At 68.8% G+C, this 22,004-nt stretch carries 20 protein-coding genes; 17 read left to right on the forward strand and 3 right to left on the reverse strand.

Annotation, left to right across the window (positions count from 1 at the left end; all coding sequences use genetic code 11):
* Positions 1-152 precede the first annotated feature (152 nt).
* The 3 genes from P3102_RS37350 (at position 153) to P3102_RS37360 (ending at position 6,229) form a co-directional block, all read left to right on the forward strand.
* Entirely contained in the window at positions 153-566 is a 414-nt protein-coding gene (locus P3102_RS37350; RefSeq protein WP_276365361.1) for a DUF5318 domain-containing protein, read from the forward strand.
* Between the two features lie 517 nt (positions 567-1,083).
* Entirely contained in the window at positions 1,084-3,465 is a 2,382-nt protein-coding gene (locus P3102_RS37355) for a transglycosylase domain-containing protein (RefSeq protein WP_276371543.1), read from the forward strand.
* 232 nt (positions 3,466-3,697) lie between these two features.
* A complete protein-coding gene (locus tag P3102_RS37360; RefSeq protein ID WP_276365363.1) occupies positions 3,698-6,229 on the forward strand; it encodes a transglycosylase domain-containing protein in 2,532 nt (843 codons plus the stop codon).
* A gap of 8 nt (positions 6,230-6,237) precedes the next feature.
* Here the strand turns inward: P3102_RS37360 and P3102_RS37365 are convergent, their stop codons facing one another.
* Entirely contained in the window at positions 6,238-7,287 is a 1,050-nt protein-coding gene (locus P3102_RS37365) for a Gfo/Idh/MocA family oxidoreductase (protein ID WP_276365364.1), read from the reverse strand.
* Positions 7,288-7,342: 55 nt separating this feature from the next.
* Between P3102_RS37365 and P3102_RS37370 the strand changes: the two genes are divergently transcribed.
* The gene (locus P3102_RS37370) at positions 7,343-8,422 is read left to right on the forward strand and encodes an ROK family transcriptional regulator (protein ID WP_276365366.1); all 1,080 of its coding nucleotides are present in this window, start codon (positions 7,343-7,345) and stop codon (positions 8,420-8,422) included.
* A gap of 149 nt (positions 8,423-8,571) precedes the next feature.
* Positions 8,572-10,149: a glycosyltransferase 87 family protein gene (locus P3102_RS37375; RefSeq protein WP_276365367.1), complete on the forward strand. Its 1,578-nt coding sequence runs from the start codon at positions 8,572-8,574 to the stop codon at positions 10,147-10,149.
* A 133-nt stretch (positions 10,150-10,282) separates the two neighbouring features.
* Here the strand turns inward: P3102_RS37375 and P3102_RS37380 are convergent, their stop codons facing one another.
* Entirely contained in the window at positions 10,283-10,792 is a 510-nt protein-coding gene (locus P3102_RS37380; protein ID WP_276365368.1) for a hypothetical protein, read from the reverse strand.
* Positions 10,793-10,966: 174 nt separating this feature from the next.
* The gene (locus P3102_RS37385; RefSeq protein WP_276365370.1) at positions 10,967-11,746 is read right to left on the reverse strand and encodes a deoxyribonuclease IV; all 780 of its coding nucleotides are present in this window, start codon (positions 11,744-11,746) and stop codon (positions 10,967-10,969) included.
* A 174-nt stretch (positions 11,747-11,920) separates the two neighbouring features.
* Between P3102_RS37385 and P3102_RS37390 the strand changes: the two genes are divergently transcribed.
* The 12 genes from P3102_RS37390 (at position 11,921) to dnaB (ending at position 21,833) form a co-directional block, all read left to right on the forward strand.
* Entirely contained in the window at positions 11,921-12,781 is an 861-nt protein-coding gene (locus tag P3102_RS37390) for a hypothetical protein (RefSeq protein WP_276365371.1), read from the forward strand.
* A gap of 123 nt (positions 12,782-12,904) precedes the next feature.
* Positions 12,905-13,795, forward strand: a complete 891-nt coding sequence (locus P3102_RS37395; protein ID WP_276365373.1) for a hypothetical protein — start codon at positions 12,905-12,907, stop codon at positions 13,793-13,795.
* A gap of 101 nt (positions 13,796-13,896) precedes the next feature.
* The gene (locus tag P3102_RS37400) at positions 13,897-14,778 is read left to right on the forward strand and encodes a hypothetical protein (RefSeq protein ID WP_276365374.1); all 882 of its coding nucleotides are present in this window, start codon (positions 13,897-13,899) and stop codon (positions 14,776-14,778) included.
* Positions 14,779-14,880: 102 nt separating this feature from the next.
* Positions 14,881-15,201, forward strand: coding sequence for a 30S ribosomal protein S6 (gene rpsF / locus P3102_RS37405; RefSeq protein WP_276365376.1), 321 nt, complete (start codon positions 14,881-14,883; stop codon positions 15,199-15,201).
* Positions 15,202-15,217: 16 nt separating this feature from the next.
* Positions 15,218-15,730 carry a single-stranded DNA-binding protein gene (locus P3102_RS37410; RefSeq protein ID WP_101611516.1) on the forward strand — a complete coding sequence of 171 codons (513 nt, stop codon included), beginning with the start codon at positions 15,218-15,220 and terminating at the stop codon, positions 15,728-15,730.
* A 77-nt stretch (positions 15,731-15,807) separates the two neighbouring features.
* The gene (gene rpsR / locus P3102_RS37415) at positions 15,808-16,056 is read left to right on the forward strand and encodes a 30S ribosomal protein S18 (protein WP_005168122.1); all 249 of its coding nucleotides are present in this window, start codon (positions 15,808-15,810) and stop codon (positions 16,054-16,056) included.
* A 12-nt stretch (positions 16,057-16,068) separates the two neighbouring features.
* Positions 16,069-16,524 carry a 50S ribosomal protein L9 gene (rplI, locus tag P3102_RS37420; RefSeq protein WP_276365379.1) on the forward strand — a complete coding sequence of 152 codons (456 nt, stop codon included), beginning with the start codon at positions 16,069-16,071 and terminating at the stop codon, positions 16,522-16,524.
* A 142-nt stretch (positions 16,525-16,666) separates the two neighbouring features.
* Positions 16,667-17,071: a hypothetical protein gene (locus P3102_RS37425; protein ID WP_276365380.1), complete on the forward strand. Its 405-nt coding sequence runs from the start codon at positions 16,667-16,669 to the stop codon at positions 17,069-17,071.
* Positions 17,071-17,664: a DUF3558 domain-containing protein gene (locus P3102_RS37430; protein WP_276365382.1), complete on the forward strand. Its 594-nt coding sequence runs from the start codon at positions 17,071-17,073 to the stop codon at positions 17,662-17,664. Before P3102_RS37425 ends, P3102_RS37430 begins: the two co-directional genes overlap by 1 nt.
* A gap of 3 nt (positions 17,665-17,667) precedes the next feature.
* The gene (locus P3102_RS37435) at positions 17,668-19,053 is read left to right on the forward strand and encodes a PPE domain-containing protein (protein ID WP_276365383.1); all 1,386 of its coding nucleotides are present in this window, start codon (positions 17,668-17,670) and stop codon (positions 19,051-19,053) included.
* A 97-nt stretch (positions 19,054-19,150) separates the two neighbouring features.
* Positions 19,151-19,948 carry an ESX secretion-associated protein EspG gene (locus P3102_RS37440; RefSeq protein WP_276365385.1) on the forward strand — a complete coding sequence of 266 codons (798 nt, stop codon included), beginning with the start codon at positions 19,151-19,153 and terminating at the stop codon, positions 19,946-19,948.
* 475 nt (positions 19,949-20,423) lie between these two features.
* Entirely contained in the window at positions 20,424-21,833 is a 1,410-nt protein-coding gene (gene dnaB, locus P3102_RS37445) for a replicative DNA helicase (RefSeq protein WP_276371545.1), read from the forward strand.
* The last annotated feature ends 171 nt before the right edge of the window (positions 21,834-22,004 follow it).

Raw genomic sequence — 22,004 nt, forward strand, 5'->3', positions numbered from 1 at the left:
CGGAGTGGTGTAGCTAACCCCGATCGAGTAGCCGGGAATCCGGCCGAAATTCATCGGAGAGTTATCGAATCTTCGGCGTGTCCGACCGCGCACGGACCGTCCCGCCGACAACGGGGCGTGGACCACACGGCAATAGCCCGTACTCTGTTGGCGTGCGAAACCAGCGGCAGGTCGTGGACTACGCCTTACAGCGGCGCTCGCTGCTCAAGGGCGTCCACTCCGGACGCGTCGGCACGTACGACGTCTGCGACGCGGGCCCGTACCTCCTGCGGGCCGCGAAATTCCACGGCCGACCAGGTGAGCAGGACTGCCCGGTCTGTCATCGGGAGAGACTCACTTTGGTGTCCTGGGTGTACGGCGACGAGCTCAAGCACGTCGCCGGATCGGCCAAGACGCCGGAAGAACTGGTGCGGATGGACGGGCTCTTCGCGGAGTTCACCGTCTACGAGGTCGAGGTCTGCGGGAGCTGTCACTGGAACCACCTGGTGCGCTCCTACGTCCTCGGAACAGGAGATCCGGGAAGCACCCGGCCACGGACCCGGTCGCAGAGGACAGCGGGTCGGTGACAGGTATCGAAAACGCAGTTGAGCACAGAGCGGCGTCCCCCGAAGCGCCGGTCTGGGAGGCCCATTCGTGAACGACGACCGCAACCGCTCCTGGCCAGGCCAGGAGCCTGATGCACCTCGCCGTGCCCAATGGCCGGGTGAAGCCGACGAACCCGGCTGGCCGAGCGACGAACCCCCGCGCCGTCCCCAGCGCCGGACCCCTCCGAACGGCACTCCTCGCTCGACTCCACCTCGCGCAGCGCACCCGCCGACCCCACCGAACCCCCAGTGGCCGGGCGGTGACGGCGGGCCACAGTGGCCGTCCGACAACGACATGGGCGACATGGGCGACACGGGCGAACCGCGCCGTCCCGCGGCCCCGCGCCGCCCCAACGGCATGCCCCCGCGCAGGCCGGGACCCCCGCCGCCGCCGGGTGGTCGTCCCGCCGGTGACCCGCGTGCCCGTCAAGGCGCCGTCGGCCGTCGCCCGCCGCCCGGCAACCGCCGCCCCCCGGCTCCCGCCGACCAGGCGACCGCGCTGGTCCAGCCGGTCGAACCGGAGTCGTACGAGCGTGAGCCGGAGCTCATCACCCATCACGCGCACAACGGCACCGAAGACCCGTACGACGATCGCTATGACGATCGTCACGAAAACACCGCCCTCGGTGCCGAGGACGAAGACCAGCACGACGACGAGGCGGAGCCCGCCGAAGACGAAGAGGACGACAAGAAGGTCCTCACGCCGAAGCAGCGCAAGAAGCGCCGCTGGCGGATCGTCCGCCGCGTCCTCTACGCGACGTTCGGCCTGTTCGTCGTGGTGCCCGCGGTCGCGTTCGTCATCACCTATTTCGTGGTGGACGTCCCGACGCAGGAAAGCATCGCGAGCCTGCAGAGCCAGCCGATCACGCTGATGTACGCCGACGGCAGCCCGATGGGCAAGATCGCGCCCGCCAGCGGCGGGAGCCGGTACCTGCTGAAGCCAGGGGAAGTCCCGGAAGTGGTCAAGAAAGCCGTGTACGCGGCCGAGGACTCGTCGTTCGAGACGAACTCCGGTTTCGACGTCGGCGGCATCCTGCGCGCGGTCTACAACAACGTCACCGGTGGCCAGGGCGGCGGTTCGACGATCTCCCAGCAGTACATCAAGAAGGCCACGGCCAACGAGGCGCCGACGCTCACCCGTAAATGGACCGAGCTGGCCAAATCCTTCAAGATGAACAACCAGATGTCCAAAGAGGAGATCATCACCGCCTACCTCAACACCATCTACTTCGGCCGCGGCGCGAACGGCATCGAAGCGGCGGCACAGGCCTACTTCAAGAAGCCCGCCAAGGACCTGGGCGCGCCCGAGGCCGCCTTGCTCGCCGGCCTGATCCAGGGCCCGAGCAAGTCCGAGAACGACGCGTACGCGCAGCGCCGCTGGAACTTCGTGATGGACCAGATGGTGGCGAACAAGTGGCTCGACCCGGGTGAGCGCGCCACCGCGCAATTCCCGAAGCCGATCCCCAAGGCGCAGGCGAAGGCCGACGACGCCGGGACGCTGAGCCTGCACATCCGCAACCGGGTGATCGACGAACTCGAAGCCCGCGGCTACGACCAGGACCGGCTGCACCAGGGCGGCTTCAAGATCACCACGACGATCGACCCCAAGGCGCAGAAGATGGCCGAGGAGTCCGTCGCCGAGGGGATGAAGGGCCAGACGGACGAGAACATCCTGAACGCGCTGGTCGCGATAGACCCCAAGACCGGCGGCGTGGTCGCGTACTGGGGCGGCCCGGACTGGACGAAGAACGACAAGGGCCAGGACGTCCAGGCCATCGACTGGGCGAACGTGCCGCACAACCCCGGTTCGGCGTTCAAGGCCTTCGACCTGACCGCGTTCCTCAAGATGGGCAAGGGGCTCGGCGAGACCTTCGATGGATCCAACAACCGGAAGTTCGACGGTCGCACGATCCGGAACGCGGGCGAGAGCTCCAACTGCGGTACGCAGTGCACGGTCGCCGAGGCGATGAAGGTCTCCGCGAACACCGTGTTCTACGACATGGTCCGCAACGAGACGAAGGTCGACCCGGTGGCGAAGGCCGCGAAGGAAGCCGGCGTGATGGTGGAGGCCGACGGCGGCAAGGCGAAGCTGAGCCCCGACATCAACATCGCGCTCGGCGGTGGTGGCACGGTCACCACCGCGGAGGACATGGCGGCCGGTTTCGCCACCTTCGCCGGTGAAGGCATCCGGCAGAAGCAGCATTTCGTCGCCAAGCTGACCAACTCCGACGACGAGGTCGAGTTCGACGAGACGGCTCCCAAGGGAGCTCCCGCCTTCCACGAGGACGCCGGCAAGAGCAAGCAGATCGCGGGCAACGTCACCGAAGCGCTCGAAGACGTCATCCCGTACTCGAAGCTCAAGTGCCCGAGGGGACACGAGTGCGCGGGCAAGACCGGGACGCAGCAGTACGACTTCAAGGAAAGCGACCCGGTGAGCTACCGCGACCGCAACGCGCAGACCTGGATGGTCGGCTACACGCCGAGCATCTCGACCTCGGTGTGGGTCGGCGGCGACGGCAACAAGCCGCTGCACGACAAGAGCGGCAAGCCGATCTACGGCCGGACCATCGCCGGTCCGATCTGGGAAGACTTCCTGTCCCGGTACATGACCGGCAAGCCGTCGGAGAAGTTCGAGAACGTCAAGGCGATCGGCAAGGACGCGCGCTACGTGCCGCCCGCGACGACGGTCCAGAAGCCGCCGGAGAAATCCACGCCGCCGCCCGAGACGCCGACGACCACCCCGACGCCGACGACACCCACCTCGCCGACGGAGACGACGGCAATCGGTGGGTGGCCGACGAAGCCGACCAAGCCCACCAAACCGACACGGCCAGGACCGGGGACCACGGATCCGCTGTTCCCGAACGCCGAAGACCCGTGATCATCGGATAAACAGGCCCGTGATGACCGGATGGAACAGACCCGTGATCATCGGATGGAACAGACCCGTGCGCACCGGGCAGCACGCATGAAGAAAGGTGTGCCGGGCACTCGCCCGGCACACCTTTTTTCGTGGCGCCGGTGAACCTGAACCGATCTGACACGTCTTTACCGCAAGGAGACCTGCGACCGCAGGACCGCGCTCACCGACGAAAGGTTCGGAGGACGTCCCAGTGAACGACGATCCCCACGGCGGATGGCCAGGTCAGGACCCTGACCCCGCACGTCGTCCGCAACGCCCCACCGGACCGCCCCGCCGCCCCGCCGGACCGCCTCCGGGATACGGGCAGCAGCAGGGTCCCGGCAGGCAGGGCCCAGGGCAGGCACCGTGGCAACGGCAGGGTGGGCCTCAGCAGCAGCCGCCACCGCCGCCACCGCGGCGTTCGCAGCGGCCACCGGTCGCGCCGCAGCACGAGCCGGACCTCATCACGCATCACGAGCACAACGGCACCGTCGATCGTGGTTACGAAGAGCCGTACGAGGACGAGCAGTACGGCCCGGAGACCGGCGAAAACGGGAAACCGATCCTCACCCCGGCGCAGCGCAAGAAGCGCCGGTGGAGACGCGTCCGGCGAGTGCTGCTCGCGCTGTTCTGCCTGTTCGTCGTCATCCCCGCGATCGCGTTCGTGATCACCTACTTCGCCGTCGACGTCCCGTCGCCGCAGGCCGTCGCGGCCACGCAGGGCCAGGCGGTGACGTACTACTACGCCGACGACACCGAGATGGGCAAGGACGTCCCCAAGGGCGGCAACCGGCAGATCCTGACCCCGGAGCAGATCCCGGACATCGTCAAGAAGGCGGTCATCGCCACCGAGGACGCCTCCTTCGAGACGAACTCGGGCTTCGACATCGGCGGCATCCTGCGCGCGGTCTACAACCAGGTGACCGCGGGCAAGGGCGGTGGTTCGACCATCTCCCAGCAGTACATCAAGGTCGCCAGCGGGGACGACGAATCGTCGCTCGCCCGTAAATGGACCGAGCTCGCCAAATCCTTCAAGATGAACCAGACGTACGAGAAGAAGGACATCATCTCGGCGTACCTGAACATCATCTACTTCGGTCGTGGCGCGTACGGGATCGAGTCGGCCGCGCAGGCGTTCTTCGGCAAGCCCGCCGGTGAGCTCAACGCCTCCGAGGCGGCGCTGCTCGCCGGCCTCATCCAGCAGCCGGGCCGTTCGGAGAACCCGAAGGTCGCGAACGAACGCTGGACAGTCGCGCTGAACCGCATGGTGCAGAACGGGTTCCTCTCCGCCGCGGACCGTGCGAACCTGCAGTTCCCGACGCCGATCCCGCAGGAGGACAAGCAGCAGGCCGGGGTGGTCAACCCGTTCATCCGCGACAAGGTCAAGGAAGAGCTCGCCGCGAACGGCATCACCGCCGACGACTACTACCGGGGTGGTTACAAGGTCTACACGACCATCGACCCGAAGGCGCAGGCCGCGGCCGAGCAGGCGGTCGCCGAGGGGATGAAGGGCCAGACCGACGAGAACCTGCTCAACGCGCTCGTCGCGATCGATCCCAAGACCGGCGGGGTGAAGGCGTACTACGGTGGCCCGTCCATCGTGAAGGGGCCCGACGGCAAAGATCAAAAGGGCCGGGACTGGGCGAACACGCCGCAGAACCCCGGGTCGTCGATGAAGCCGTTCGACCTGACCGCGTACCTGCAGCTGGGCAAGGGCGGCATCAACTCGACGTTCGACGGCTCCAACAACCGGCAGTTCGGGAAGCAGACGATCCGGAACGCCGGTCCCGGCAGCTCGTGTTCGGCGCAGTGCACGGTGTCCGAAGCGATGCAGCGCTCCGCGAACACGGTGTTCTACGACATGGTCGTGAACGTGACCAAGCCCGGACCGGTGGCACAGGCCGCCAAGGACGCCGGGATCAAACCCGCCCCCGAGGGCGCCTCCGAACTGTTCGCCGACAACAACATCGCGCTCGGCGGTGGCAAGACGGCCGTCAGCCCGGAGGACATGGCCGCCGCGTACGCGACCTTCGCGGGCGATGGCCAGCGGCGGACCAGGCACTTCGTCGCCAAGGTGACCAACTCGCAGGACGAGGCCGCTTACTCGGCCCCGGAGGAGGCGAAGCCCGCTTTCTCCGACGACGCCGACAAGAGCAAGCAGATCGCGGGCAACGTCACCGAGTCGCTCAAGGGTGTCATCCCGTTCTCGAAGCTCAAGTGCCCCAACGGCCACGAGTGCGCGGGCAAGACCGGAACCCAGCAGCACACCTACCGGCCGGGCGAGCCCGCGTCCGCGAAGGACTCCAACTCCCAGACCTGGATGGTCGGCTACACGCCGTCGATCTCGGCCGCGGTGTGGGTCGGCGGCGACGGTGACAAGGCGCTGAAGGGCAAGAACGGCAAGGCGATCTTCGGTTCGACGATCGCCGGGCCGATCTGGCAGAAGTTCATCTCCCTGTACCTGAACGGGAAACCGGCGGAGCGCTTCGACAAGGTCAAGATCATCGGCGGGGGCGGCAACGACAACGTCCCGTCGACGCAGACCCCGCCGGACGAGAACGAGGGCGCGACCGAGACCGGCACGCCGTCGACCGGACCGTCGGCCCCGCCTTCGTCTTCACGGAACGAGGAAGAACCGCCGTCCAGCTCGCGGAACCCGCCTCCGTCGTCCGGTGAGAACGGCGGCGGCGAAGAAGGCGGCAACGGTCCCGGCCGCGAGGGCAGAGGCGGCGACAACGAGTAGCCGAAAAGCTAGAGGGTGACGACGCGCCGTTCGGCACCCGAAAGGTGAGCGGCTTCGATGATCCGGAGCGCCTCGACCGCGGAAAGGGGATCCACCGGGAAATCGCCCTCGCCGAGCAACGCGTCGCGCACCTGCGCGTAGAAGTCCTCGTAGCGGCCGACCTCGGTGGGCACGGTTTCGACGTCGTCGTTCACGCCGAGCACGCCGGCGTCCGAGGACGGTTCGACGCCCCAGCCGGGGTCGCCCGGTCGCACACCGTCCTTGATCTGTGGTTCTTGGACGTCGAGGCCGTACTTGGTGAAGGTCGCCTTGTCGCCGAGCACGCGGAACCGCGGGTTCCTGGTCCCCGCGAGCGCGGACGCCCACAGGTGTGAGCGCACCCCGTTGGCGTGCCGGAGGGCGACGAAGACGTCGTCGTCGACCGACACCCCGGCACGGCGTTCGTCGACCTCCGCGTAGACCTCGGTGACCGGGCCGAACAGGTGCAGCGCCTGGTCGACGATATGCGCGCCGAGGTCGTAGAGCAGCCCACCAGCCTCGGCGGGATCACCGAACTCGCGCCAGTTTTCCCGCGGCTTCGGCACCCAGCGGTCGTAGCGCGACTCGAAGCGGAAGACGTCACCGAGGCGGCCCGCGTCGAGGACCTTCCGGACGGTGAGGAAATCCGAGTCGAACCGCCGGTTCTGGAACACCGTGAGGCCGACGCCCTTGGCCTTCGCCGCCTCGACGACCTTCGCCGCCTCGGCCGCTGTCGGCGCGAAGGGTTTGTCGACGACGACGGGTAGTCCTGCCTCGATCGCCCGTAACGCGAGCGGGACGTGCGTGCGGTTCGGCGTGCTGACGACGACCAGGTCCAGCTCACCGGATTTCGCGAACAACGCGTCCGCGTCCGGCAGCACGTCGGCGCCCGGATGATCGGTGCTCGCCTGCGTCACCCGATCCGGGTTCGAGGTGACGATGGCGGCCGGGGTCAGCCCCGGCGTCGCGTCGACCAGCGGGGCGTGGAAGACGCGCCCGCCGGTGCCGTATCCGAAGATCCCCACTCGCAAGTCAGCCATGCCCCTATTGAACAACAGTGTTGCTTAATAGGCCAGTCATGGCAGGATGCGCGCCATGCCGGAGACCGGGGTCAATCTGCGCGGCCTGCGCCAGCACAACCGGGCGCTGCTGCTCACGCACATCCTGCGCGCGGGCGGCCTCAGCCGCGTCGAACTCGCCGGCCGCACCCGGCTCACGCAGCAGGCCGTCTCGAAGATCGTCCCCGAACTGCTCGAAGCCGGCCTGCTGGACGAAGAACGACAGCCCGCCTCCGGGGTCGGCAAACCGCGCACACTCCTGCGTGTCCGCGCGGCCGCCCGGTCCGCGCTCGGTGCCCAGCTCGACCGGGACTCGTTCCGGGTGCTCATCACCGACCTGACCGGGAAGATCGTCGCGTCGCATGGTGGGCCGCTGTCGCCTGGATTCACGCCCGACCAGGCAGTCTCCGCTCTCGGCGAAGCGACCGAAGCACTACTCGACGGTGTCGACCGCGAACGCGTCCTCGGCCTCGGCGTCGGCTCCGTCGGCCCGCTCGACCACCGCGAAGGGGTGATCCGGGACGCCACGAACATGCCGGGCTGGCACCACGTCCCCCTGCGCGACCTGCTCGCGAAACGCACCGGACTGCCCGTACGGCTCGACAAGAACACCAACGCCGCCGCCTTCGCCCAGCAGTGGACCGGCGGCGACCAGACCGCGACCGCCGTCGTGCTCGTCGGCACCGGGATCGGCGTCGGCCTGCTGATCGACGGCAGGCTGTACCGCGGGCCGCGGACCAACGCCGGCGAGTTCGGGCACACCACGCTCGCCTTCGACGGACCGCGGTGCGCGTGCGGCCGCCGAGGCTGCGTCGAGGTGCTGCACAACGCGGCGGCGACCACCGAGGAGGCGGCGGGGCTGCTGGGGATCGGGCTCGCCGACCTCGTCCAGGTGCTCGACCTCGAACGTGTCGTGCTCACCGGGCGTGCGGTCCGCGCGGAACCCGAGGTGTACCGCGACACGGTCGCCGCGCGCCTGCGGGAACTCCTGCCTTTGCCGCACTGGCAACGGATCCAGGTCGATCTCGACGAGATGGGCGACGACGTCGTCGCGTTCGGCGCGGCCGCGGAGGTGCTGGCCGGGTTCTACGACAGCGGAGACGTCGCCTTCGCGTGATCGGCGGGACGACACGCGTGCTCAAGTGGACGACTCACGTGACTGAATGGACGACACGCCGCAGAAGCCGACGGCGGCACAGGCAGCCCGGACCGGCCGAGCGGCGACATCACCGGGTGGTCACCCGGACAGGCGCTACCATCCGCCTCGTGTCCGACCAGACGACCCAGCCCGAGGCTCAGCTCTCCCTCACCCCCGGCGAGCGGGTCATCCCGAGCTGGAACGAACCGCTCGTGGCCGCGGCCACCCGGCCGATCGGCGGCCCGCTCGGCGAGCACGCGGCCGTGGGGCGGCACTGGTTCTGGTCGCCGCAGCGGGCCGGGCTGCTGCTGGCCTGTCTCGCGCTGCTGCTCTCGTGGTTCGGCAAGGCGTCGTGCATCCAGCAGTACACCGACGACTCCGGGACCCATCAGCTCGACTGGCGGGCGGGCCGTCCGTTCGTCGCGATGTGTTACTCGGACATCATCCCGCTCTACAGTTCCGAGCGGCTGAACGATCCGGACACCTTCCCGTACGTGACTTCGTGGACCGAAAACGCGGGGACGGCGAAGGAGACCACGCGGTACATGGAGTACCCGGTCGCGACCGGGCTGTTCCAGTGGATCAACGCGAAACTCACCGAGGCCTGGCTTTCGGTCGCGGAATCGGGCTGGCTGCCCGGCGCGCTGCCGGTGGCCGTCTACTTCGACATCTCGGCGCTCTGGCTCGCGATGGCGTGGCTCGTCACGGTGTGGGCGACCGGCCGATCGGTGAAACGCCGCCCGTGGGACGCCGCGCTGGTCGCGCTCTCGCCGCTGGCGCTGGCGCACGTCTTCACCAACTTCGACGCCATCGCGACCGCGTTCACCGCGACCGCGCTGCTCGCCTGGGCCCGGCGACGGCCCGAGGTCGCGGGGTTCCTGCTCGGGCTCGGCGCGGCGGCGAAGCTGTATCCGCTGCTGCTGCTCGTCCCGCTGTTCTTCCTGTGCCTGCGCGCGGGCAAGGTCAGACAGTGGGCACTGACCGCCGGACTCGCCGCGGCGACGTTCGTGGTGGTCAACGTCCCGTTCGCGCTCGCGGCGCCGACCGGCTGGTGGGAGTTCTTCCGGCTCAACACGATGCGCCCGATGGACCCGGACTCGCTCTACAACGTGATCTCCCAGCTCTCCGGCTGGGCCGGTTTCGACGGGAAGCTCACCGCGGGCCAGACACCGGTCGTGCTCAACGCCGTCGTCGCGGTGCTGTTCCTCGCCGCCTGCGCCGGCATCGGATACGTCGCGCTGAAGGCGCCGCGCCGTCCGCGGCTCGGCCAGCTCGCGTTCCTGGTGGTGGCCGCGTTCCTGCTGACCAACAAGGTGTGGAGCCCGCAGTACTCGCTGTGGCTGGTGCCGCTGGCGGTGCTCGCGATCCCGCGCTGGCGGCTGCTGCTCGGCTGGATGATCCTCGACGCGCTGGTCTGGGCGCCGCGGATGATGTACTACCTCGGCGTCGACAACAAGGGACTGCCCGAAGACTGGTTCCTCGGTGCCGTCGTCGTCCGCGACCTCGCGGTGGTCGGCCTCTGCGCGCTGGTGATCCGGGAGATCTACCAGCCGCGCGAAGACCCCGTCCGCGCCGCCGGGGACGACGATCCGATCGGTGGTTTCCTCGACAGTGCCCCCGATGTGGGCGGCCGGCGCTCGGCGATCCTCGCCGCCTCCAGCAGGGCGGCGGAGTCGTCGAAAGCGGCGGGTCCGCCGAGCGGGTAGCCGAACACGGCCAGTGCCTGACCACGGGTTCCCGGCGCGGGGACGACGTGCTCGCCGTCCTCCGCCCGGTACCCGGTCCGATTCCTCATACGGCCCAGGTTCGACCCTCCCGTGGTGGGAAGGCCAAGCAAATTCAGCGCACGAGGTAGCCGCCCGTGCTCGTCGCGAAGAACGGCACCGGTCCGGTGCAGGGCAGGACGTCCTGCTCGAACGAGCCGTACGCCCAGCTCCAGCCGATCCGGTCGTGGCCGCGCGGCACGTCCCGTACCGAGAAGCCGACGCGGCGCCCGATCAGGTTCACCGGGAGCCCGGGGATGTCGGCGCGTTCGATCACGCCGGTCAAGACGGCGAGGTCGCCTTCCCGCGAGACGCAGTCGACCTTGCCGTCGAAATCGGCGACGAGCTTCCCGTCCTCGGTCAGATGGTTCACGTGGAACCGGCCCGACGATTTCCCCGGTTCCCCGAAAGCGGCGAAATCGAAGCGGACCGGGTCGGCCCCGTAACCGGGGAACGTCAGCGGCCCGCCCGCCGAGCCGACGACGGTCGCTCCCGGCCCCGGAGCCGCGTTCACCTGTGTCGCCCCCAGCGTTCCCGCCGCGACGGCGAGTACGGCGACCGCGGCGATCTTCGACCTGATGTTCATGGCTTTCCCTCCAGCACCGGGTGCTTCCCGGTCGAGGTCGAGCCTTCCGGTGCCCGCGCGAGCGGGACTCCCTCCGGAGAGGGAACGCTCTCCCGCCCAGGTCCGAAACCGCAATTGGTCACCTACTTGCGCCCCGTTGCCGGCGCAAGTAGGTGACCAATTGCGAAGGGGGAGTCAGGCGGAGGCGACGTGCTTCCGGAGATAGGCGATGTCCGCGGCCTGGCCGCCGGCCGGGGTCTCGACGATCACCGGCGCGCCCGCCTCGGCCGCGACGGCGGCCAGCACCTCGGGGTCGATCGTGCCGTCGCCGCCGACGACGTTCGCGTGCCGGTCCCGCGTGGAGCCGAACTCGTCGCGCGAGTTGTTGAGGTGCACCAGGTCGATCCGGCCGGTGATGGCCTTGACCTTCTTGACCGCCTCGGTCAGGTCCCAGCCCGCCGCGTACGCGTGGCAGGTGTCGAAACAGAAGCCCGCCCCGAATTCGCCGACCTTGTCCCACAGACGGGCGATCGTGTCGAGGTCGCGGGTCATCGCGTTGTCGCCGCCCGCGGTGTTCTCGATCAGGATCGGCACGGCGAAGCCGCCCTTTTCCTGTTCACGCTCGAAAAGCTTGCGCCAGTTGACGAGGCCTTCTTCGACGTCGTCGCCCGAACCGACGTGGCCGCCGTGCACGACGAGCCCTTTCGCGCCGATTTCGGCGGCGCCGTTCGCGTGCTGGGTGACGGTCTTCCGCGAAGGGATGCGGATGCGGTTGTTCATCGACGCCACATTGATCAGATAGGGCGAGTGGATGAACACCTCGACCGGCGATTCCTTGATCGCTTCGCCGTGCGGGTGGGGTTTGGGAGCCTTCCAGCCCTGCGGATCGGAAAGGAAGAACTGGAGGACTTCGGCTTCGCGCTCGGCGACCGCGGTCAGCGGATCGTCGTCGCGGACATGAGCACCGATTTTCATGTTGGAGGAATCTACGCGGAGCGAAGCTCCTCCGTTGAGGGCGGTGGCGGGGAGGAAGGCGGAATTACCCCCGGGTGATTCCGCCCGACGCACCCCGGTCGGTCACGCTCGTGGGGTAGCGTGAGCGCGTTCCGTTAAATCGCGTTGGGTCTTGAGGGGCGGAGGACGAACTCGATGGGGAAGACTGCCGGGCGGCTCACGGCTTGGGGATTCGCGCTTTCGGTCACGGCCGGATTGGCGTTCCCGACGACCGCGACGGCCGCCGAGGAACCGCATCCGACCCTGTCCGGCGAATGCGGTGCGACGCTGCAGAACGGAAAGTCCGGCAACGGCCTCGTTCTCGACGCGGCGGCACCGCTCGCTTCGCCCGAGGCGCTGACGGTCGGTTTGGACTCGAAGGCCAAGACAGCCGAGGGCCGGAAGCCGCTGCTTTCGCTGCCGGTCGGCGACTTGATCAAGGCGACGGGCCTCACCGACAACGCGGTCGGCGACCTCGCCGCGCAGGGCGTCTGCAAGCCCGCGCAGGGCGCGGTGAACGCGGTCGGGAACCTGCCCCAGGGCGTCGCCGACGAACTCCCGCTCCCGGAAGTCCCCGAGCCGCCCAGGCCCGAACCGCCGAACCCGGAACCCCCGAACCCGGAACCGCCGAAGCCCCAACCCCCGCAGCCCCAGCCCCCGCAGCCCGAGCCACCGAAGCCGGGACCGGGTCAGCCCGGCGGACCGGACCGCGTACTGCCGGTGGAAATGGGCCCTGGTTCCTCCACCGGCCTCGGCGGTGACTCGATCGCCGGCGTGATCGGCAACGCGGCGCTGCTCCCCGGCAGCTCCGTCCAGGCGCCGGTGATCACCCAGATCGTCCCCGGCGTCCCCGGCGAGGTGCCGCCGCCCACCGTCGACGAGGAGGACACCGGCAACGCGCAGGCCATGCCGGCGCCGGTCGCCCCGGCCAGGCTGCCGCTGTTGCTCGCGGTGCTGGCGCTGGCCGTCGTCGCCGCGGGTCTCGTCCGTGCTTGGCTGCGGGGTAAGCCCGCCTGATTCTCACCCCGGGTGACGCCCGCTCCACTCGAATGCCCGACCTGTTCGAGTGAGCGGGCGTCACCCGTCTCCCTTAGCGTCGTTGTACCGGTGGATGACCCCGACGACGGAGGAGTCGAAGGCATGCGCGAACGGACACGGAGGGCGACCGCCCTGGGTGCGTCGGCCTTCATTCTCGCGGGCTCGGCCGCCCTCGCCATGCCCGGCACGGCCGCCGCCGCCGCCGAGACCAAGACCGCCACCTGTGGCGGATCGGTGACCGCGAAGACCGGTGACACGATCCTCGGCAAGACGCCGCTGCTCGGCATTCCCCTCAACCTGGGCCAAGCCGGTCCGGTCTCGGGAGTGCTCACGGGCACGATCAACGCGCTGCTCGGCACGGTCTGCCGGGTGACGGTGACCGTGGTGAACGTCGTCGTCGCGCCGGTCCCGGTCGTCGGCGAACCCGCCGCCGAAGCGCTGAACGGCGCCGTCTCCGGCACCACCCGGGCACTGACCGGCGGCGGCAAGCCCGCTCCCGGAACCCCGCCGCAGCCCGGGAAACCCGCTCCGGGGACGCCCGGCAGCGGCGGCCCGCAGACAGGCGGACCCGGCGCTCCGGCACCGGGCGGGACGCCGGCGGGCGGCATCCCGGTGGTGAACAGCCCGCTGTTGCCCGGCACCTTCACCCCGAACTTCGGCAGCCTGCCGTGGGGCGTCGACACGGGCTACGCCCCGATGCGCGACTACAGCTCCATCCCGATGGCGACGGCCGGCCTCTTCAGTCCGTCGCCCGGCCTCCGGTACGGCGGACAGATCCCGGGTTACGCGCCTCAGTTCGGTGTGGCCACCGAAAACCAGAACGGCAATCCGGACGTCCGAACCGCAGGACAAGCCGAAGCACTACCGAATGTCGGCGACGGATTCACTCAGGACGGGAAACTGCCCCTGCTGCTCGCCGTTTTGGCACTCTCCGGAGTCAGCGCGGGCCTTGTCCGCACCTGGGTTCTACGCCGAATGGCCGCTTCAAGTTAGTCCTACCGCCTAGTATCTTCCTGATCATCCCCTCGTTGTCCCCGTCGCAGTGCTTTCTGACGCACTGCCACACGCCCCCACCGACCCGAAGGATCGCGCTCGTGCGGAAGACCACCATCTGGCAGACCACCCGCAAGGCGCTCACCGTCACCGCACTCGCGACCATGGTCACCGGCGGCGCGCTCCTGACGGCGGGCACCGCCTCGGCCGCCACCACCCTGGCGAACGCGTGCAGCGGCACCGTCAACGGCGGGATGGGCGACTCCGTCGCGATCACCGGCACCTCGGTCAGGGAACTGGTGCGCGCCGGTGCGCGGGAAGCGGGCACGCTGGCCCTCTACGACGTCGCCGCGAACGACATCGCCAAGGTCAACACCATCGGCGTCGGCGCGGTCCCGAACGCCGCGGGCGGCGCGGTCGAGGGCAAGGCGATCGGCGCGGCCGTGCGGCAGGCGGTCAAGAACACCAAGTCCTGGGGCCTCGGGCTCAACCCCGAGAAGACCCTCGACTCCATCGAGCACAAGGTCGCCGGCAGCTGCGGCCTGACGACGGTCGCCACGAACTACGTCGCGCCGGTCCTGCCGACGCCGGGCACCACCACCCCGCGGCAGGGTGGCAACGGCGGCGGCACCCACGCGCTGCCGTCCTCGCCGAGCCTGCTGTCCGGCGGCAGCAACGGCACCGGCCACGCCCCGCCGCGCGAGTACGGCAACCTCCCGGTCGCGCAGCCGGGTGTCGCGGTGGCGCCGGGCGTGCGTTACCCGGCCAACAGCCCGCTTCCCGGCGAAGCCGCCCCGCAGTTCGGCACCGACGGCCAGGCCGGACAGGGCGGCCCCGACGTCCGCAACGCCGGCAACGCCGAAGCGCTCGCGTCCGACGGCTTGCCCGGCGACGTCCAGTTGCCGATGCTGCTCGCGGTGCTCGTGCTCGCTGGCGTGACCGCCGCGCTGGTCCGCACCTGGGTCCTGCGCCGCGTCTCCTGACGCCCGTTCGGGACCGGCGAGAAGCCGCCAGGTACGCTTACCTGGACAAACCCTCCTGCCACGGACAGTCCGTGGCCGCGAGCCCATAGGAGGTGAGTGGTTGTGTCACGCCATTACGAGGTAATGGTCATCCTGGACCCCACGCTCGACGAGCGTACGGTGGCCCCGACCCTGGACACCTTCCTCAACGTGATCCGTACTTCGGGCGGAAGCGTGGAGAAGGTCGACGTCTGGGGACGCCGCCGGCTGTCCTACGAGATCAAGAAGCACGCCGAGGGCATCTACGCGCTCCTCGACCTGAACTCGACCTCGGAAGCGGTCAAGGAGCTGGACCGTCAGCTCTCGCTGCAGGAGACCGTGCTCCGCACCAAGGTCATGCGCCGCGAGATCAAGCGCGCCGCGACCGCCGCCGCCAAGGCCTGAGCCGAAGGACTTCCCGATGGCTGGAGACACCGTCATCACGGTGATCGGCAACCTCACGTCCGACCCGGAGCTTCGCTTCACCCCTTCCGGTGCGGCGGTCGCGAACTTCACCGTCGCGTCCACCCCGCGCACACTGGACAAGCAGTCCGGTGAGTGGAAGGACGGCGAGGCCCTGTTCCTGCGCTGCAACATCTGGCGTCAGGCGGCCGAGAACGTCGCCGAGTCGCTGACGCGTGGCGCGCGTGTCGTCGTGCAGGGGCGCCTCAAGCAGCGGTCTTTCGAGACCAAGGAAGGCGAGAAGCGCACCGTCGTCGAGCTCGAGGTCGATGAGATCGGCCCGTCGCTGCGCTACGCCACCGCCAAGGTGAACAAGGTCAGCCGTGGCACCGGTGGCGGTGGAGGCGGCGGCTTCGGTGGCGGCGGCGGTGGCGGCCAGTCCGGCCCGCCCGCCGACGACCCGTGGGGTTCCGCCCCGCCCGCCGGTGGCGGCGGTGGCGGCGGCGGCTTCTCCGACGAGCCGCCCTTCTGATCAGGCGATCCGCCGCGGGCGAGAGCTCCGCGAGACGCCTCGAGACAACCACTACGTAGAAATCCAGGAGAACTACCGTGGCCAAGCCACCCATCCGCAAGCCCAAGAAGAAGGTCTGCGTGTTCTGCAAGGCCGAGAAGAAGGGCCGCCCGGAGAACATCGACTACAAGGACACCAACCTGCTTCGGAAGTACATCTCCGACCGCGGGAAGATCCGCGCCCGCCGGGTGACCGGCAACTGCAGCCAGCACCAGCGTGACATCGCCATCGCGGTCAAGAACTCCCGCGAGATGGCGCTGCTGCCCTACACCTCGACCGCACGCTAAGGAGGCACGTCAATGGCGAAGATCATTCTCACCACCGACGTCGCCAACCTCGGTGGGCCCGGCGACATCGTCGAGGTCAAGGACGGCTACGCGCGCAACTACCTGCTCCCCCGCGGCTACGCCATCGTGGCCACCAAGGGTGCGGAGAAGAACGTGCGCACGATCAAGCGGGCGCAGGAGAGCCGTCGCATCCGCGACCTCGACCACGCCAAGGAGATCAAGGCGACCCTGGAGGGCCTCGGCGCCGTCCAGCTGAGCGGCAAGGCGGCCGAGGGCTCGAAGAAGCTCTTCGGTTCGATCACCACCGCCGAGATCGTGGACGCGATCAAGGCCGCGGGCGGCCCGCTGCTCGACAAGCGCGTCATCGAGCTGAAGGACCACATCAAGACCGTGGGCAAGCACTCGGTCGGCGCTCGTCTGCACCCCGACGTCCGCGTCGACGTGCGGCTCGAGGTCAAGGCCAAATAACACCGCTTCGGCACAGGGCGGGACGTCTCCATCGCGGAGAGGTCCCGCCCTTTGCTTTGCGCGGAACCCCATCCGGCCGGGTCACGTCCTAGGATCGACTCGACGTCGAGGCACGGGGACGCAAAAAGGGGATCTGGAACCAATGGCTTACGACAGCAACGCCGAGCAGAACCGGCAGGAGAAGGTCACGGTGTCCGCGCCTGCCAATCCTGACCAGCCGTCGTCGGGCGGGGGCGGTGGCGGGTTCACCTTCGACAAGGACAAGATCGACGGCATCATCAAGAAGTGGACGGACCTGCAGATCGAGCTCAAGCGGGACTTCAACGACGCGAACCTGATGGCGAACGTCAAGGCGCCCGGCAAGGAGTTCGCGAGCGGCGACTGGGAGAAGCTGGCGAACCCGTCGGGCAAGGCGTTCCTGGAGCAGAACCAGAAGATGCAGGACTACGTCAAGAACTACATCGACCAGCTGACCGCCGCGAAGCAGAAGATCGCCACGAACGAGGCCGAAACGCAGGCTTCGCTCACCAAGCACAAGGCCGTGTGATGCGACGTTCCCTCGTTCTCCTCCTCGCCGCGGGCGCGCTGGTCGCCGGCTGTTCGGGCACCAAGAACGGCACCGCCTCTTCGGAGCCGTCCTACCCGACCGGCTCTCCGAGTGCGTCGAGCGGCTCGTCCGGCTCCGCACCGAAGGTGTCGAACCCGTTGAAGACCTCGTCGATCGAGAGCGACGCCTGTTCCGCGCTCTCCGCGGCGAAGCGGTCCGACCTCGGTCTCGGCGAAGGCGAGCCGCGGACCACGAGCGTCGGCCCCGGCTGCTCGATCTTCGCCGCCGACGACCGGCTGAACCAGATCGAGATCAGCCCGGTGCTCGCGAACAAGAACGGCCTCAGCGACGTCTACGACACGAAGGCCAACGACGAGTACTTCGAGCCGACCGAGGTCGCCGGATACCCGGCGGTGTACGCCGCGGCGCTCGACGGCCGCAAGCAAGGCAAATGCGGCCTCTTCGTCGGCGTGACCGACCAGTTGGCCGTGAACATCCTGGTGCAGTACGACAACGGGCCCGGCGCGAGTGATCCGTGCCCGGTCGCGCGCAAAGTGGGGGAAGCGATGATCGAGACGTTGAAGGAGGGCTGACGCGTGTTCCTGTTGCCGATCATCGCCGGGTATTCGGCCTACAACCTGGCGACCACGAAATCCGGCGATTTCGAAGCGTCGGGCGGCGATCGCAAGATCGACTGCTACAACATCTGGGAGAAGATCGTCACCGGTCCGGGCACCGGGTCGATCCAGGAGGGGCAGGCCGCGGCGACCCGGCTCAAGGCCGGCTACCAGGACAGGCTGACCACCATCGACAACCTGTCGAAGGAGATGGACGCCGCCTGGACCGGTAAGAGCGCCGAAGCCGCGCAGCAGTCCGGCGCGCATCCGCTGCGGACGTGGATGGAGGACTCCGGCAAGAAGCTGGTGGACTCCGACAAGTACCTCGGCGAGCAGAACACCGCGTTCACCACGGTGAAGGCGAAGGTGCAGCCGGTCCCGAAGGACCCGCCGAAGAACAACCTGCTCAACTCCATCACCCCGTGGACCACCGACACCGACCGCGCGATCCGGGACTACAACCAAAAGGGTCAAGCGAACGTCGACGCGTTCAACGAGTACTTCAAGGCCAGTTCCGAGAACGGCAAGAAGATGCCCACCTACAACAAGATGGAGGGGCAGAACACGAACGTCGATGTCAACGGTGGTGGCGGCGACGGCAAGGACAAGGACGGCAACGGGAACGGCCAGGGCGACCGGAACGGGCACAACGGCATGCCGGGCATCTCGATGCCGCCCGGTTCGATGCCGCCTGGTTCGATGCCGCCCGGTGGGATGCCCCCCGGCGGGATGCCGAGCTTCCCCGGTTCGAACATGCCGGGTATCGGCACGCCGGGTTCGAACCCGCCAGGGTCGAATTTCCCGGGCAGCAACCTGCCGGGGTCGAACATCCCCGGCTCGAACCCGCCTGGTTCCCACCTGCCCGGCGGGCAGTACGACCCCAACCTCCCCGGCAGCAACTACAAGCCCCCGACGTGGGACGACGGGACGAGCGCGTCGGGCTACACCCCGCCGAAGATCCCCGGCGCGGGCGGTTTCGGCCCCGGTGCCGGAGGAGGCGGCGGTGGTGGTGCCGGCTTCGGCGGCACCGCCATCCCCGGTGCGGGTGGCTTCGGCCCGGACGGCGGCTTCGGCCCCGGGTTCGGTCCCGGTGGCGGTAGTGGCGCGGCCCTGCCCGGCAACGCGGGTGCGATGGGCGGTGCCGGTGCCGGTGCCGGTGCGGGAGCCGGTGGCGCGGGTTCCGGTTCCGGAGCGGGCCGTGGTGCCGGCGGAATGATGGGTGGCATGGGCGGAATGGGAGCCGGTGGCGCCAAGGGCAAGGGCGCCGAGGACGAGGAGCGCAGCTCCAAGTTCCTCGTCGGCGACGATCCCAACGAGATCTTCGGCACCGACGAACTCACCGCACCGCCGGTGATCGGCGAGTAGTCGGCACGAGCGGGCCGGGCGCGTGCCAAGATTGGGGCCGCGCCCGGCTTGTCTTGTTCCGGGCTGGACGAACATGAACGACTAGGGGGCAGTTCCGGTGCTGGACAAGCAGGTCACGATAACGACCGGCACCCTCATCACGCTGATCCGCCGACGGGGCGGCGAACCGCACACGATCCTGTCGGAAACGCCGACCTGGTACGACGAGAACGCACAGCGGGCCGAGGACGAGCGGACCAATGAGGAACTGACGAGTCAGGGCCTCTTCGGCGCACGGGGGCTGCACGCCGGGTTCAAGGCGACGCTCGAAGCGATCGTCAGGCCGTCGCTCGAGTACTACGGCTGGGTCGACGGCGGGTTCGAGGGCAAGGCGCTGAGCTTCACCCTGCTCGCGGGGAGCGCCGGCGGCGAGGGTTTCGTCCTCGCCCGGCACAGCGAGCACGACGGCATCGCGCTCGCGTCCGTGCGGCCCGAAGAACTGCTCACCGAGTTCCTCGACCAGATCCCGAAGCTCGCGCCGGGACGCGGCCGTCCGATCGCCGTCCCGAAGAGTCAGGTCGAGGCCCCGCGGTCGTCGTCGACGGCGCAGGACGAAGGCTTCGAGGTACTTCGCAGCGGACGGCAGAGCACCGGAAGCCAGGAGGCGGACGAGCTTCGCCGCATCCTCGCGTTGCGCCGTTTGGGGAGCGGCAGCCTCTACGTCGCGGCCCGCGGCCGGAGCGGGGGGCGGCAGCGGATCGAACGGCCGGTGAACTACATCGATACGACCGAAGGCCGGTGGCTGACCGAAGAGGTACCGGGGAGTGGCGAGCCGAGGATCGCCTTCACACCCGCCGACCAGCAGGTTCTCGCGGAACGACTACGGAGCGCACAGGGCAGGTTGTTCGCGTTGTGAATTCAGCTCCGGCCGATGGGGCGAGCCACCCCTCCGCTCTCCGTGCCATTCATCCACAGGGCACTCCTGTGCGCCCTCGTGCGACACGCCGAACGACGAGTTTCGCCCGACACGCCGGACGGAGTTGAATAAAGTTCTCCACAGTATGTCCACAGGCTTTGACCAGTGCTTTTGTCCGGTCCCTCCCGCGTTGCCCACAAGTTGTACACAGGCTTTCGGGCACCTGTGAAGGGATGCCCGCAGTCATCCCCAGGTTATCCACAGGGCGGTCCCCAGGCGAAATTGCGCTGGTCCGTTCGGGGGGCCTACCGTGCCCGCCGGGCCTGTACGCACCGTGGTGGCCGTCCGGCCGGAGAAGAGCACAGGGGAGCGCCGGAAGCGGAGGGAGGGCGGCCGGTGGACACGGGCGGACCGACCGGGGAAGTTCTGGCATAATCGAACGCGTGTTCGATGTCTTGAGGAGGTGGCAGCAGCGGTGGCGCTGACCGACGACCGCAATCCGATGTACGCGGGGTCCGACCCGGGTCCCGGCGACCCCGGTCCGCGTGGCGGCGAGTACGACCGCCAGCCTCCGCAGGACATCGCCGCCGAGCAGTCCGTGCTCGGCGGCATGCTGCTGTCGAAGGACGCCGTCGCCGACGTCATCGAAGCCCTCGGGCCCGACGACTTCTACCGGCCCGCGCACCAGGCGATCTACGACGTCGTCCTCGACCTCTACGGACGCGGCGAACCCGCCGACCCGATCACCGTCTCCGCCGAGCTGGAACGCCGCGGCGAACTGGGCCGCGTCGGCGGCGCCCCGTACCTGCACACCCTGATCGCGACGGTGCCGACGGCGGCGAACGCCGGGTACTACGCCGAGATCGTCTCCGAGAAGGCGGTGCTGCGGCGCCTGGTCGAAGCGGGCACGCGGATCGTTCAGTACGGCTACGGCGCGGCCGCGGCCGACGGCGCGAACATCGACGAGGTCGTCGACCGCGCGCAGGCCGCGATCTACGACGTCACCGAACGGCGCACCAGCGAGGACTACGTCGCGCTGGAGGAACTGCTCCAGCCGACCATGGACGAGATCGACGCGATCGCCTCACGCGGCGGGCAGTCGCAGGGCATCCCGACCGGTTTCGCCGACTTCGACGATCTGACCAACGGCCTGCACCCCGGCCAGATGATCATCGTCGCGGCGCGGCCCGGTGTCGGGAAATCGACGCTGGGACTGGATTTCGCCCGTTCGGCGTCCATCAAACACGGCTTGACCAGCGTGATCTTCTCGCTGGAAATGAGCAGGACCGAGATCGTCATGCGCATGCTCTCGGCCGAGGCTCGGATCCGCCTGGCGGACATGCGCGGTGGCAAGATGTCCGACGACGACTGGACACGCCTCGCGCGCCGGATGAGCGAGGTCTCCGAGGCGCCGCTGTTCGTCGACGACTCGCCGAACATGACGATGATGGAGATCCGCGCGAAGGCCCGGCGGCTCAAGCAGCGCAACGATCTCAAGCTCGTCGTCCTCGACTACCTCCAGCTGATGACCTCGGGCAAGCGCGTCGAGTCACGGCAGCAGGAGGTCTCGGAGTTCTCGCGGCAGATGAAGCTGCTGGCCAAGGAGATCGAGGTCCCGGTGATCGCGATCAGCCAGCTGAACCGTGGTCCCGAGCAGCGGACCGACAAACGCCCGATGCTGTCCGACCTCCGTGAGTCCGGTTCGCTGGAGCAGGACGCCGACCTCGTCATCCTGGTCAACCGTCCCGACGCCTGGGAGCGGGACGACCCGCGTGCCGGCGAGGCGGACCTGATCATCGCGAAGCACCGTGCCGGGCCGACGGCGACGATCACCGTCGCGCACCAGCTGCACTACAGCCGCTTCGTCGACCTCTCGCACGACTAGCGAAACGGTGTGGAGGCCGGGCAGGCCAGGACACATTTCTGCACGAAGTTCGCCCGGACCTCGGCGTGGACAACCATCGGTAGACCCGGTCTTACCGGGCCCGCTGGGTCATCGGCCTGGCGCCGACCTCGGAGGAAGATCGGAATCCACGCGCGAGCGGCCACCGCGTGA

It is taken from the genome of Amycolatopsis sp. QT-25 (assembly GCF_029369745.1).
In the GTDB taxonomy this organism is placed as follows: Bacteria; Actinomycetota; Actinomycetes; order Mycobacteriales; family Pseudonocardiaceae; genus Amycolatopsis.

Excerpts from the sequence above, each read along its gene's own strand:
- P3102_RS37365 (WP_276365364.1), bottom strand. The coding sequence starts at position 7,287 with ATGGCTGACTTGCGAGTGGGGATCTTCGGATACGGCACCGGCGGGCGC.
- P3102_RS37370 (WP_276365366.1), top strand. The coding sequence starts at position 7,343 with ATGCCGGAGACCGGGGTCAATCTGCGCGGCCTGCGCCAGCACAACCGG.
- P3102_RS37380 (WP_276365368.1), bottom strand. The coding sequence starts at position 10,792 with ATGAACATCAGGTCGAAGATCGCCGCGGTCGCCGTACTCGCCGTCGCG.
- P3102_RS37385 (WP_276365370.1), bottom strand. The coding sequence starts at position 11,746 with ATGAAAATCGGTGCTCATGTCCGCGACGACGATCCGCTGACCGCGGTC.
- P3102_RS37390 (WP_276365371.1), top strand. The coding sequence starts at position 11,921 with ATGGGGAAGACTGCCGGGCGGCTCACGGCTTGGGGATTCGCGCTTTCG.
- P3102_RS37395 (WP_276365373.1), top strand. The coding sequence starts at position 12,905 with ATGCGCGAACGGACACGGAGGGCGACCGCCCTGGGTGCGTCGGCCTTC.
- P3102_RS37410 (WP_101611516.1), top strand. The coding sequence starts at position 15,218 with ATGGCTGGAGACACCGTCATCACGGTGATCGGCAACCTCACGTCCGAC.
- rplI (WP_276365379.1), top strand. The coding sequence starts at position 16,069 with ATGGCGAAGATCATTCTCACCACCGACGTCGCCAACCTCGGTGGGCCC.
- P3102_RS37425 (WP_276365380.1), top strand. The coding sequence starts at position 16,667 with ATGGCTTACGACAGCAACGCCGAGCAGAACCGGCAGGAGAAGGTCACG.
- P3102_RS37430 (WP_276365382.1), top strand. The coding sequence starts at position 17,071 with ATGCGACGTTCCCTCGTTCTCCTCCTCGCCGCGGGCGCGCTGGTCGCC.